Raw genomic sequence first — 12,111 nt, forward strand, 5'->3', positions numbered from 1 at the left:
GGCAACTGGCTGGTCTGGGTTAGCCTGTCAATCAAGGGTGTGGCGGACACACCCGGGCAATAGGGAAGGATGATAAGGAGACAGCCCTCATGCAGACACATACTGAACTTGAAATCGTGCCTGTCTGGGCTCATGCAGACCGCCACTTCGGTGGTGATCAATCACCGTTGAACGATGCCGACGCCGACGAAGGCTTCGATCCCGAAGGCGAACTGGATCTGGATATTCTCGGCCTGGACGAGTTCAGTGACTCGGACAAGCTGGATGTCGGCTCGTCGATGTTGGGTTGACCCCCGGGTTGGAGCGAGGCTTGCCCGCGAAAGAGTCAGTGGATCCGACACCCTTGTGGTGCCTGAAACATCGGCTGCGCGGGCAAGCCTCGCTCCCACGGTCTTAGCCCAGATACTTCGCCAACGCCTCTACCCCTTGCTCCACCGTTGCGCTGCTGCCGGCCCAGGTGCAGGCCAGCATCAGGTTGCGCGGCAAACCGAAATCCTCCACCTGCATTCCCCAGGCATCGAAGCCGTTGGCATCGTGTGGGACCAGTTCGCGCAATGAACCGGTCGTCTCGAAGTATGCCCATACCGGCTTGCCCAGTGCCACCGCCATCCCCACTTCAAAGACGGTGCCTGAATCCGGCTCCAGCCCGCGAAACACATTAAGATTGGCCAGTACCGCCGTGCAGCGGCGCAGCATGGCGATATTCATCCCACAGATCAGTTCGGCGGTAGCGGCGGGTGCCAGATCAAGCGGCACTTCATTGTCGAACGGATACAGCCCTTCCAGGCCGTGACGGTTGCACAGGCTTTTCAGGTAGCGACCATGCTCGACGGCATCCGGGCGAAATACATCAAAACCGGCCAGATAAATAAGTGCACTCATGACGATCCCTCGAAAACGGTGGTGGGTGATTCTATAGCCTGGCGGCCTGCCATTGATCGGCCCACAAGCATCGCCTGACGAGGGGGGCTGGAATCTGTATGGATAGCCAGTATCCTTGTCCAGTCCGTTTCCTACGTCGTGAACCGTTTTGTGACTACAAACCCACTGGAAAACCCGCTGTATTACCTGGAAAACTTCCGACAGGCCCTGGACTGGGTCGCGCGCCGCTATGACGATCTACTGGATGAGCAGGAACGCCATTTCATCGACGACTTCGCCCGCCTGCCCGAGGCGAGCCAGGGCTTGCTGGTGCGCATGATCATGCGCAAGGGTACGTTGTTCCGTGCCAGCAAACTGGAGTATCCCGAGTTGGGCGACACTTTGCTCGCCGTGCAGCCGCTGCTGGCCACTGGCTGGGTCGACGCTCAAACCGATATAAGTCTGGAAGAGCTGTTCGGTCTGTTGCGCAAGGAGGAACTGAGCGCTTGTTTTCCTGCCCACGGGATCAAGGCCAGTGAGAAGAAAACGGCTCTGCTGGCCCGTCTGCAATCCTTGTATCCAATGGCCCGGCCTTGGTCGCTATGGTATCCCGGGAACACGGACCCGTTGTTCAGCCTGCAAGTCATGGCGATCAGCGACCGCCTGCGCCTGCTGTACTTCGGCAACCTCTATCAGGACTGGTCGGAGTTCGTCCTCGCTGATCTGGGCGTCTATCGCTATGAAAAGGTCGAATTCTCACTGGATTCCCGGGGCATCAACGAACGGGCCGATATTGATACCTGCATTCTCCTGCATGCCTGTCGCCAGGCCCTGGAGGAGGGCGTCGAATTGAGCCTGTTGGCGCGGCATGCCCGTGCCATTGAAAGCCGCAATCCCTGGTTGCAGATGCGTCGGGCCAAATTGCTGTACCAGTTGGGCCAGCAGGCCGAGCGGCTCAAGGACTGGCCGCTGGCGCTGGAGTTGTACGCTGGTTGCGATTACCCCGGTGCTCGCTCACGACATATTCGCGTGCTGGAGCTTAATGGCGACCACGCCGAAGCCATGGCCTTGCTGGAAAAGGTGCGCGCCGAGCCGCGCAGTGATGCTGAATTGCAGCACCTGTCACGGGTATTGCCGCGTCTGCAAAGGGCGCTGGGCTTGCCGGTAGAGCGGCGCCGGGCGGCGCGGGAAGTCAGCCGTCTGGACCTGACCGTCGTACCCCAGACGGACCTGAGCGTCGAGCAGTTGATCCAGATGCACCTGCATGAAGAGGGCGCTCAGGTGCATTACGTCGAGAATGCCCTGATCAATTCGCTGTTCGGCCTGTTGTGCTGGCAGGCGGTGTTCGCGCCGCTGCCGGGCGCGTTCTTTCATCCCTTCCACAGCGCCCCCAGCGATCTGCACAGCCCGGATTTCTATCAGCGCCGGGCCGGGCTGTTCGAGACTTGTCTGGCGCAGTTGGACTCCGAGATCTACAAGGAAACCATCCGCGAGCACTTCGTCAGCAAGTCGGGCTTGCAATCACCCTTCGTTTATTGGGGCGTGCTCAGCGCCGAATTGCTTGAGCAGGCGCTGTATTGCCTGCCCGCCGACCATCTTCGTCACTGGTTCCGCCGGCTGCTGCTGGATATCAAGGCCAATCGCGCGGGTATGCCCGACCTGATCCAGTTTTTCCCCGAGCAGCGCAGCTACCGCATGATCGAGGTCAAGGGGCCGGGGGATCGCCTTCAGGACAACCAATTACGCTGGCTGGATTTCTGCGCTGAGCATGGGATGCCGGTGGTAGTGTGCTATGTGCAGTGGCAGCCGGGCGAGCGGTAGTTATTTGCCCAGAGGCTCGAGCACCTTGTCCTGTTCGCCCAGCAGCATGTACACCAGGATCTTCGCTGGTTTACTTGAGCTGGCGTTTTTTGAAACGTAATGTTTCGAACCCGCCGGCTCATACCAGGTCTCGCCTTGCTTATAAGTAATAGCCTTGCCGTCATTTATCTGTGAGATCACTTCGCCTTCCAGCACGTAGGCAAAGGTACTGCCGCTGTGGGTGTGGGCCATTGATGCTTGTCCCGGTGCGTATTCCACGGTCAGCACCATGGCCTTGAGACCGGGGGCATTGAGCATTGGCTGTTGTTCGAGAACGGTGATCTTTTCCGCGCCAGGGCCCGGTTCATGGGCGCTTGCGCCCCAACTGGCAAGCATTGAGAGGCTGACAAGGCTGGCGGTGACCAGGTGGCGGGCGTTCATGGGCGCTTACTCGGTTGGTGAAAGGACGTTCTAAGTTAAAGCGACGGCAGGGAGTGTCACACGGCCAATAGCCAGAAAGACCGGGAGACCAATCCATGCTTTTAATACCACCCCTTATTAATGAGAGTTAAAGCGACTCCACCTCTTAATCCGCGCAAAAAAGCGAGTAATCAAGACAAGGGCAGGGGGATCTGGCTAAGCGCCACTGGTGTGATGATGGCGTTTTGATGTCTTGCGCGCTGAATAGTAAGCGACTGTTTTTATTTAACTATTTTCTTTTCGGGGAAAGGTTTGCCTGTAGGAAAACGGCTACAAAAAGCGTCAATTTCGGCGACGAACGAAAGACTGTCATTAAACAGCAACATTTCAGGTTTTAAATCCGCCTCGGGCCTTCTTAAGTGTGGACCACCCACAAACTCTCTTGGATTGAGGTATCACCGTGATTCTGTTGACTAAAAAACGTCTGTCGCTGCTTCTGGCTTCGATGTGCCTGAGCGGCATGGCACACGCGACTGATGTTACAGGCGCTGGTTCGAGTTTCGTTTTCCCGGTCATTTCCAAGTGGTCCCAGGACTACAGCAAGGATTCCGCCAATCGCGTCAACTACCAATCCATCGGTTCGGGCGGCGGTATCGCTCAAATCAAGGCCGCTACCGTTGATTTCGGCGCTTCCGACGCTCCTTTGTCGGCTGACGACCTGAAAGCTGCCGGCCTGGGTCAATTCCCAAGCATCATCGGCGGTATCGTTCCAGTGGTTAACCTGGAAGGCATCAACGCAAATGACCTGAAGCTCAGCGGCAAGGTTCTGGCTGACATCTTCCAGGGCAAGATCACCAAGTGGAACGATCCAGCGATCGTCGCACTGAACTCGGGCGTGAAACTGCCTGAAACCGCTATCACCGTCGTCCACCGTTCGGACGGTTCGGGTACTTCGTTCAACTTCACCAGCTTCCTGAGCAAAGTCAGCGAAGACTGGAAAGGCGGTCCGGGTACTGGTTCGGCCGTTCAATGGCCAGTGGGCGTGGGCGGCAAGGGTAACGAAGGTGTATCGGCCTACGTAAAACAGATCAAGGGTTCGATCGGTTACGTTGAGTACTCCTACGCCACCCAGAACAAGATTGCTTACACCCAACTGCAGAACGCTGCTGGCAAGTACATCAAGCCAGATGCCAAGGCGTTCGCTGCTGCCGCTGACAGCGCCAAGTGGGAAGACGCCAAAGACTTCAACCTGATCATGACCAACGCTCCAGGTGACGCTGCATGGCCAATCACCGCCACCACCTGGATCATCATGTACAAAGAACCGAAGAACGCCGAGAAAAGCGCTGCTGCTTTCGACTTCTTCAAATGGTCCCTGGAAAAAGGCCAGGCCCAGGCTGAGTCGCTGGAATACGTAGCGCTGCCGAAGTCGCTGGTCAGCAAGATCGAAGACTACTGGAAGACCGAGTTCAAGAAGTAACTTCAGGTAATCCGGCTTAACCCCTGCCATCGACCACTCGGTGGCAGGGTTTCTTTTCGAGTGGACCCCACCATGACTGAAAACACCCAATATATGTCTGCTGTCGTCCCTGACGTTGTATCAGAAAGCGAAAAACGCGCAGCACGCGATCATCGTCACGATGCCTGGTTTCGTCGAACGATGCTGGGCGCGGCGCTGTTGGTGCTGGTCCTGCTGGCGAGTATCGCCGGCTCGACGCTCTGGGGCGGTGCCCTGGCGTTCAAGACCTTTGGTTTTGAATTTCTTACCAGTACCGAGTGGGATGCAGTCAACGGCCATTTTGGCGCGTTGGTCCCGATCTACGGCACCCTGGTGACATCCTTTCTCGCGCTGCTGATCGCCGTACCGGTGAGTTTCGGCATCGCAGTTTTCCTGACCGAAGTGGCGCCGCCATGGTTGCGGATGCCGATTGCCTCCGCCGTCGAATTGCTGGCGGGCATTCCTTCGATTATTTACGGCATGTGGGGCCTGTTCGTATTCGGCCCGTTCATGGCCGAACACCTGGCCCCCTGGATCAACGATTACCTGGGCGCTTTGCCGCTCATCGGCCCGATCTTCCAGGGGCCGCCCCTGGGTATCGGTATGCTGACCGCCGGTATCGTGCTGGCGATCATGATTACTCCGTTCATTACCTCGGTCATGACTGAAGTATTCCGCAGCGTGCCGACCACTCTCAAGGAGTCGGCCTACGCCCTGGGCGGCACTACCTGGGAAGTGGTCTGGGACATCGTTCTGCCTTATACCCGTTCGGCGGTGGTCGGTGGTGTGTTCCTCGGTCTGGGCCGGGCACTGGGTGAAACCATGGCGGTGACCTTCGTTCTCGGCAACGCCCACCAGTTCTCCGCATCGCTGATGATGCCAAGCAGTTCGATCGCTTCGGTGATCGCCAACGAGTTCAGTGAGGCCTATACCGACTTGCATCGCTCGTCGCTGATTGCTCTGGGCTTCCTGCTGTTTGTGGTTACTTTCATCGTTCTGGCGTTCGCCCGCCTGATGCTGTCTCGTCTGTCGCGCAAGGAGGGCCTGTGAGTATGGCTGCTAACGAAAGTCTGTACCGCAAGCGGGACATCAAGAACAAGATCGCCATGGTTCTCAGCTGCGGCGCCACGGTGTTTGGTCTTTTGTGGCTGGTGTGGATCCTGCTGACCACCATCATCAATGGCTTCGAGGCGCTCAATGCCCGCCTGTTCCTTGAGATGACTCCGCCACCGGGTTCATCCGGTGGTCTGGCCAACGCCTTCTACGGCAGCTTCCTGATGTCTGGCATCGGCCTGTTGATCGGTACGCCGATCGGTCTGATGGCGGGTATCTGGCTGGCCGAGTTTGCTCGCCACACCAAACTGGGTAACGCCGTACGCTTCGTCAACGACATCCTGCTGTCGGCCCCGTCGATTGTTCTGGGTCTGTTCGTTTACACCGCGGTGATCCTGCCGCTCAACGCCATGACCAACCACCAGGTTGGCTTCTCGGCGATTGCCGGTGCGCTGGCTCTGGCGCTGCTGGTGATCCCGGTTGTGGTCCGCACCACCGACGAAATGCTGCAACTGCAACCGACCACCATGCGTGAAGCCGCACTGGCCCTGGGCGTACCGCAGTGGAAGCTGACCCTGCAAATCGTCCTGCGTGCCGCCAAGGCCGGCGTGGTCACTGGTGTGCTGCTGGCTCTGGCCCGTATCACCGGCGAAACCGCGCCTCTGCTGTTTACCGCATTCGGCAACCAGTTCTGGAGCAGCGACATGCTCAAGCCGATTGCCAGCGTTCCGGTGGTGATCTTCCAGTACGCCATGAGCCCGTTTGATGACTGGCATTCCCTGGCATGGGCCGGTGCACTGATCCTGACGCTGTTCGTACTGATTCTGAGTCTGAGTTCCCGTTTACTCCTTTTGCGCAATAGGGCGTCCTGATGAATAACCTTTCCCTTGCCGACGAAAAAACCAAGATTCAGGTACGCGGCCTGGACTTCTTCTACAACGGTCATCGCTCGCTGAAGTCGGTCGACATGACCATTCCCGAGAAGCGCATCACCGCGATCATCGGCCCGTCGGGCTGCGGTAAATCGACCCTGTTGCGCGTGTTCAACCGTATCTACTCGATGTACCCGAAGCAGGAAGCCAAGGGTGAAGTGATTCTGAACGGTGAAAACATCCTGGCCCCTGGCTACTCGATGAACCGCCTGCGCAGTCACGTCGGCATGGTGTTCCAGAAGCCGGTACCGTTCCCGATGTCGATCTACGACAACATCTCCTACGCCGTGAAGCACCACGAAAAGCTCTCCCGCCGCGAGATGGAAGAGCGTGTGGAAGAGGCCTTGCGTGGCGCAGCCTTGTGGGATGAGGTCAAGGACAAGCTCAAGCAGAGTGCCCAGAGCCTTTCCGGTGGTCAGCAACAGCGCCTGTGCATCGCCCGTACTATCGCCTTGCGCCCACAGGTGTTGTTGCTGGACGAACCGACTTCGGCACTCGACCCGATTTCCACCGGACGTATCGAACAGCTGATCACCGAGCTCAAAGAGCAGTTCACCGTGGTCATCGTGACCCACAACATGCAACAGGCGGCGCGCTGCTCGGATTACACCGCGTTCATGTTCATGGGCGAACTGATCGAACACGGCGACACCGATACCATCTTCACCAAGCCGTCCAAGAGCCAGACCGAAGACTACATCACCGGTCGTTTCGGCTAAGCCTCACTCAGGCTGCATGGGGGCCGAACTGGATTCGTCCCCCATGTGCTTCTCCAACTGCGAACGCAGCCAGCGTTCCGCCGGATCGTTATCCATCACACTCAGCCAGGCCATGGACAGTTCCAGCGCCGGAGTGATGAAGGGCAGGGGTTCATGCTTCAACAATCCCAACTCCATCATCGACCGCCCGGTATACGCCGGAATGTTGGCCAGCAGGTTCGTACCTGCCATCAGGGCTGGCAGGGTGCTGTATTGCGGCACTGACAACACGACTTCGCGCTTGCGCCCCAAGGCACTGAGCCAGTCATCGGCAAAGCTGCTGATATTCGCCACATGGGACACCACCACATGTGGACGGGAGCAGTATTCATCCAGGGTCAGCGGTTCATTCGAGCCATCGGCCCTCGCCACCTGGGGTTTCATGCGGCGCAGGGTCTTGCGCTTGGCATTGGCCGGCAGCTCACGGGTCAGGCACACGCCGACGGTGATTTCCCCGGACGCCAACAGTTCGGAAATATTCCAGTAGTCCACATGCTTGACCACGATCACCACTTTCGGCGCTTCGACCCGCAGAGCCCTGAGCATCGCCGGAAACAGGCCGAACTCGACGTCGTCAGACATGCCGATGCGGAACGTCATATTGCTTTGCGCCGGATCGAACTCGCGGGTCTGACCCAGGGCCATGGACATGGCGTCAAGGGCCGGCGACAGGTGACGCAGGATCTCATGGGCCCGGGCGGTCGGCTCCATGCGGTGGCCGACGCGGATGAACAGCGGATCGTTGAGCAGTGCCCGCAGGCGATTCAGCGCGGCACTGATAGTCGGTTGGCCGAGGAACAGCTTTTCAGCGGCACGGGTCACATTGCGCTCTTGCATCAGGGTCTCGAACACGACCATGAGGTTCATGTCCGCCTTGCGCAGCTCATTTCGATTCATCGAACCCTATTCCTCACCTTTGACATGCTTCGCAACATTTCGTCATGTAGCGACACAGTCTAAGAAGGGCCGAGGTCCGGCGTCCAGCGCGGTGTAGGTTCTTTAGTTGTAGGAGCTGCCGAAGGCTGCGATGGGATTTGCCTGATACACCGCTGATCGCAGCCTTCGGCAGCTCCTACAGGGGCGTGTTCGTCGTGCGAGAACGTTGGCTCGCGGCAACCCCTATTTTTTATGCAACACATACCCCAACGCCCGCTGCTCCAGAGCATAGCGTTCGCCAACCATGGCGCAATAGCTGGTGCGTACCAGCCACGCGCCGGGGCCTTGCAGGTAAGGGTCGATATTGCCAGCCTCATCGCATTGCAGCAGGCTGCGGCCGCGAAATTCTCCGCTGGCCTGGGCCGAGCGCAGGGCGCCCATGGGTGTCCAGTCGGCGAGGATCAGCGCGCCTTCGGGGATGCTCGTGGCGTAAGCGCGGACAAAGGTTTCTGCGGAGCGATCCGGCAGGTACGGCACCATGAAATAGTGGATGTCGTTGCGCACCGGAAGCGGCTCGATATGGCTGGGCAGGCGCACCGCCCCCCAGCTGTAGAGCGTGTATACCAGCAGCAACACCACTGGTGAAGTCAGCACGGACAGGTGCAGCAGCGTGCTGCCCTGGCGGTCTGATGGCAGCAGGCTGTGCAGGCGCAGCATGCCGAGGATACACAGCAGCTGCACACCGGGCAGAAAGAAGGTAAAGCGATCGGTTACGTTGTACGACACCGCAAAGACAAAGTTCAGGGCTGCGGCGCTCCATAGCAACCGCTGGCGGCTGTCGGCGGGAAACATGATCAATCCGAGCAACTGCGGTCCCAGCAACGACAACAGCAACAGGAACACTGAGTTCTTCTCGTGCCACATATCGTCGAAACGGAACAGGCTGCCCTGCCATCCCCCCGTGCTGGTCTTGGCGGTATTGCCCGTCATATAGCGTCGGGCGATGTCGATCAGGTTCAGGCCATCACCCAGATCATGGGCGATCGCCGGCCAGGCCAGGGCAAAACCCAGGACGAAACCGGGCACGGTCATCAGAATCCGACTCTTGTAGCGCGCCAGCAGCTGGATATACAGCGGCAGCAATACGACGAAGGTCAGTTGATGGACCGAAGCGCCCAGTCCGGTCACCAGGCCGATCAGGAACAGTTTTTTCAGACTGCTGAGTTGCGACTGTCGGTCCAGGTGAATCCAGTAGGCCAGCAGCACGAACAGCGAGTGGAAGATATACACCTCGGCCTTGGTCGAGATCCAGAACACCGCATGGGACAGCACCGCCGCGGCTGCCGCCAGTAGCCCCAGGCGGCGGTCCGCACCAACATTCATGGCCAGCAGGTAGATCAACCAGGCCATGGGCAGCAGCAGGATCGAATTGAGCAGGCTCAGCGGCCAGGAGCCGAACAGGGCATAGAACAGACTGTTGAAGAACTGGTACAGCGGGTGCTCCAGCGGTCCCAGGCTTTCGCTGAGGTAATGGCCCTGAGCGGCTTCGGCGAGGAAGGCGCCGTTGTCCATCCACTGGATCGGGCCGCTGGACGCAACAAAGCTGGCGACGATGGCAGTCGCCAGCAACAGCAGGGCCATGCGCAGGGTTTGGGTCATACTTTCGCTCCTATGCCGTGTCGCAACCGTCCTGGTTGCGCTCAATCGATAAAATCTCAAATCGCCTCCTCCGGTTGCCCGGTGTTCCTGATCCGCAGCAACATTAATGCGCCAATGCCTACGGCAAACCACAGGGTTGCCAGGCGAATCAGCACCGTGGCGGCAATGGCATCGGCGCTGGCCATGCCTTTCCATATCAGCAGCGCCACCATCACCGCCTCGGCGCCGCCCAGTCCGCCAGGCATGAAACTGATGGCCCCGGCCAGCATGGCCAGGGCATAGACGAATACGGCAAAGGTCAGGCTGATATCGGCGCCCATCCAGCCGAGGATCCAGTGAAAGGCCAGGGCTTCGGCGCCCCAGGCCAGTACGCTGAGCAAGGTCACGCCCGGAAGCAGCTTGAGGCGATGGCAGTGCTGGGCCTGTAACAACACTTCCAACAGATGCCCGGACAGCCGATGCAGGCGGCTGTGACCCTGGCTGCTGGCCTGGGCCAGGCGCTCAAGCAGGCTTCGCTGGGAAAGCATCAGCAAGGCCATGACGATCAGCGCCGCGCCCGCGACCACCATGGGTTGCGCTGCCGGGTACAGAGACAGACCGAACAGGGCCAGTAGCACCACGGCGAACAGATCCGACAGGCGCTCGCTGAAAAATGCCGCGAAACTGTGGGGGTAAGGCACGTCCCAGGCCTTGAGCAGCACCCCGCGCAGGGCTTCGCCGGCCTTGCCTGGAGTGGTGGTCAGGGCAAACCCGGCCAGATAGATGTTCAGGCTTGGCCGCCAGGGTAGATGGTGGCCAAGTACGCCGAGGTAGATCTGCCAGCGGGCGAAGCGCAGGGCGTAATTCACTGAAGACAGGCCCAGAGCAATGACAATCCCGATCAGACCGACTTCGCCGATGGCGTTGCTGACCGCCTGCCAGCCACCCCACAGGGAGAATCCCAGATAACCCAGGGCCGAGGCGACCACGGACAGCGCCACGGCGTGATAGCGCCAACCGGACAGGCTCAGGCTTTTGTTTGGCGGCGCTTCGCTCACAGGTTCAACCTCTTGAACAGTGGCTGCGGAATGGCGCGGATCACCAACATGATCAGGGCCCAGAACCCCGGCGCATACAGGCTTGGAACCTTGTGGGTAACGCCATGGACAATCCGTTCGGCAACCTGGGCCGGTTGCGCCACCAGCGCCGCAGGCAATTTCAGCCCTCGGGTCATGGGTGTATCAACAAAACCGGGCTTGATCGTCAGCACATGCACACCGACCTTGAATAGCCGCGCCTGCAGGCCCTGGCTGAAGGTCGTGACCGCTGCCTTGGCTGCGCCATACAGATAATTGGAAGGGCGTCCGCGATCACCCGCGACCGAAGAAATCACTGCCAGAGTGCCGCAGCGCTGGGTTTCGAACTGCCTGGCCAGCACCGTCAGCAGCGCAATCACCGAAGTGCCGTTGATGGCGAAGGCCTGCATGGCCAGGTCCACGTCCTGTTCGCAGGCGTTCTGATCGGGCAGGGTGCCGTGGGCAATCAGCGCCACATCGATTTGCCCAAGTACCTGCAGGCACTGTGCGAGCATCTGCGGATAAGCCGCGATATCGGTGGCGTCCATGCAATGGCCGACCACCTTTTTCGCACCTCGACCCTTGAGGTCGGCGGCGGTGATTTCCAGTTTGTCGGCCTGGCGTGCGACCAGAAAGAAATCGCTGCCTTCGGCGGCCCACAGGCGGGCGCAGGCGGTGGCGATGGCCGAGGTGGCGCCAATGATCAAGACTCGTTTCATAGGATCACTCGTTTCCAGAAGCGGGACATCAGGGAAGGGTCGCGCAGCGCTTCCAGTTGCTCCCAGGCGGGGTAGGCCTGGCGAAAATCGCTGCCACTCATATGGGCATCCTTGGCCGGATACAGTCGGCCGCCCGCGGTCCGCACTATGGCGTCCAGGCGCGGGAACAGGTTGTGGGCCAGGTCGGCGTGCTGGGGGAAGTCCAGGGCCAGAGAGGTACCCGGCAGCGGAAACGACATTAACCCTGGTGAAGTCATGTCGCCGCAGCGCTTGAGCACCGCCAGGAACGAACCCTGGCCGGAATCGGCAATGGCCCCCAGCAACTCGGCCATCGCGCCTTCGGCAGCCGCCTCAGGGATCACGCACTGGTACTGTTGGAACCCTCTGGGGCCATAGATCCGGTTCCAGTGCTGCAGGCGATCCAGCGGATAGAAAAACGGCTCATAAGCGCTACGTCGCTGACTGGGGCGGGCCGGGTGG

At 59.5% G+C, this 12,111-nt stretch carries 12 protein-coding genes and 1 pseudogene; 6 read left to right on the forward strand and 7 right to left on the reverse strand.

Translation table 11 applies throughout. The features are described from left to right. The first annotated feature begins 89 nt into the window (after nucleotides 1-89). A complete protein-coding gene (locus ACCD02_RS28650) occupies nucleotides 90-290 on the forward strand; it encodes a hypothetical protein (protein ID WP_413309360.1) in 201 nt (66 codons plus the stop codon). Nucleotides 291-393: 103 nt separating this feature from the next. Here the strand turns inward: ACCD02_RS28650 and ACCD02_RS28655 are convergent, their stop codons facing one another. Beyond that, nucleotides 394-882: a nucleoside 2-deoxyribosyltransferase gene (locus ACCD02_RS28655; protein ID WP_413309362.1), complete on the reverse strand. Its 489-nt coding sequence runs from the start codon at nucleotides 880-882 to the stop codon at nucleotides 394-396. A gap of 150 nt (nucleotides 883-1,032) precedes the next feature. Here ACCD02_RS28655 and ACCD02_RS28660 point away from each other — a divergent pair, with 150 nt between their 5' ends. Continuing rightward, nucleotides 1,033-2,682, forward strand: coding sequence for a VRR-NUC domain-containing protein (locus tag ACCD02_RS28660; RefSeq protein ID WP_413309364.1), 1,650 nt, complete (start codon nucleotides 1,033-1,035; stop codon nucleotides 2,680-2,682). Here ACCD02_RS28660 and ACCD02_RS28665 read toward each other — a convergent pair whose 3' ends face one another. Then, nucleotides 2,683-3,102, reverse strand: coding sequence for a cupin domain-containing protein (locus ACCD02_RS28665; protein ID WP_413309366.1), 420 nt, complete (start codon nucleotides 3,100-3,102; stop codon nucleotides 2,683-2,685). Between the two features lie 439 nt (nucleotides 3,103-3,541). Here ACCD02_RS28665 and pstS point away from each other — a divergent pair, with 439 nt between their 5' ends. The 4 genes from pstS (at nucleotide 3,542) to pstB (ending at nucleotide 7,283) form a co-directional block, all read left to right on the forward strand. Beyond that, the gene (gene pstS / locus ACCD02_RS28670) at nucleotides 3,542-4,561 is read left to right on the forward strand and encodes a phosphate ABC transporter substrate-binding protein PstS (protein WP_413309368.1); all 1,020 of its coding nucleotides are present in this window, start codon (nucleotides 3,542-3,544) and stop codon (nucleotides 4,559-4,561) included. A gap of 72 nt (nucleotides 4,562-4,633) precedes the next feature. Further along, entirely contained in the window at nucleotides 4,634-5,629 is a 996-nt protein-coding gene (gene pstC, locus ACCD02_RS28675; RefSeq protein WP_413309370.1) for a phosphate ABC transporter permease subunit PstC, read from the forward strand. A gap of 2 nt (nucleotides 5,630-5,631) precedes the next feature. Further along, nucleotides 5,632-6,504 (forward strand): phosphate ABC transporter permease PstA, encoded by an 873-nt coding sequence (pstA, locus tag ACCD02_RS28680; protein ID WP_413309372.1) that lies wholly within the window; start codon nucleotides 5,632-5,634, stop codon nucleotides 6,502-6,504. After that, a complete protein-coding gene (pstB, locus tag ACCD02_RS28685; protein WP_413309374.1) occupies nucleotides 6,504-7,283 on the forward strand; it encodes a phosphate ABC transporter ATP-binding protein PstB in 780 nt (259 codons plus the stop codon). Before pstA ends, pstB begins: the two co-directional genes overlap by 1 nt. A gap of 3 nt (nucleotides 7,284-7,286) precedes the next feature. On the opposite strand, the gene ACCD02_RS28690 is transcribed toward pstB, so the two are convergent. The 5 genes and pseudogenes from ACCD02_RS28690 to ACCD02_RS28710 all read right to left on the reverse strand — a co-directional run. Continuing rightward, nucleotides 7,287-8,219 (reverse strand): LysR family transcriptional regulator, encoded by a 933-nt coding sequence (locus ACCD02_RS28690; protein ID WP_413309376.1) that lies wholly within the window; start codon nucleotides 8,217-8,219, stop codon nucleotides 7,287-7,289. Nucleotides 8,220-8,441: 222 nt separating this feature from the next. Continuing rightward, nucleotides 8,442-9,857 carry a protein O-mannosyl-transferase family gene (locus ACCD02_RS28695; protein WP_413309378.1) on the reverse strand — a complete coding sequence of 472 codons (1,416 nt, stop codon included), beginning with the start codon at nucleotides 9,855-9,857 and terminating at the stop codon, nucleotides 8,442-8,444. Between the two features lie 56 nt (nucleotides 9,858-9,913). Continuing rightward, nucleotides 9,914-10,894 (reverse strand): lysylphosphatidylglycerol synthase transmembrane domain-containing protein, encoded by a 981-nt coding sequence (locus ACCD02_RS28700; RefSeq protein ID WP_413309380.1) that lies wholly within the window; start codon nucleotides 10,892-10,894, stop codon nucleotides 9,914-9,916. Further along, nucleotides 10,891-11,631, reverse strand: coding sequence for an SDR family oxidoreductase (locus ACCD02_RS28705; RefSeq protein WP_413309382.1), 741 nt, complete (start codon nucleotides 11,629-11,631; stop codon nucleotides 10,891-10,893). The genes ACCD02_RS28700 and ACCD02_RS28705 overlap by 4 nt, the downstream gene beginning before the upstream one ends. Then, a pseudogene (locus ACCD02_RS28710) lies at nucleotides 11,628-12,111 on the reverse strand (FAD-binding protein); the annotation flags it as partial. The gene ACCD02_RS28705 and the pseudogene ACCD02_RS28710, both read right to left, overlap by 4 nt.

The sequence above is a fragment of the Pseudomonas sp. Pseusp88 genome, from assembly GCF_047303955.1.
Classification (GTDB): domain Bacteria; phylum Pseudomonadota; class Gammaproteobacteria; order Pseudomonadales; family Pseudomonadaceae; genus Aquipseudomonas.

What these genes read in the sequence shown, in the direction of transcription:
- ACCD02_RS28705 (WP_413309382.1), bottom strand. Translation starts at nt 11,631, where the DNA reads ATGAAACGAGTCTTGATCATTGGCGCCACCTCGGCCATCGCCACCGCC.
- ACCD02_RS28655 (WP_413309362.1), bottom strand. Translation starts at nt 882, where the DNA reads ATGAGTGCACTTATTTATCTGGCCGGTTTTGATGTATTTCGCCCGGAT.
- pstA (WP_413309372.1), top strand. Translation starts at nt 5,632, where the DNA reads ATGGCTGCTAACGAAAGTCTGTACCGCAAGCGGGACATCAAGAACAAG.
- ACCD02_RS28690 (WP_413309376.1), bottom strand. Translation starts at nt 8,219, where the DNA reads ATGAATCGAAATGAGCTGCGCAAGGCGGACATGAACCTCATGGTCGTG.
- ACCD02_RS28650 (WP_413309360.1), top strand. Translation starts at nt 90, where the DNA reads ATGCAGACACATACTGAACTTGAAATCGTGCCTGTCTGGGCTCATGCA.
- ACCD02_RS28665 (WP_413309366.1), bottom strand. Translation starts at nt 3,102, where the DNA reads ATGAACGCCCGCCACCTGGTCACCGCCAGCCTTGTCAGCCTCTCAATG.
- ACCD02_RS28695 (WP_413309378.1), bottom strand. Translation starts at nt 9,857, where the DNA reads ATGACCCAAACCCTGCGCATGGCCCTGCTGTTGCTGGCGACTGCCATC.
- pstC (WP_413309370.1), top strand. Translation starts at nt 4,634, where the DNA reads ATGACTGAAAACACCCAATATATGTCTGCTGTCGTCCCTGACGTTGTA.
- pstB (WP_413309374.1), top strand. Translation starts at nt 6,504, where the DNA reads ATGAATAACCTTTCCCTTGCCGACGAAAAAACCAAGATTCAGGTACGC.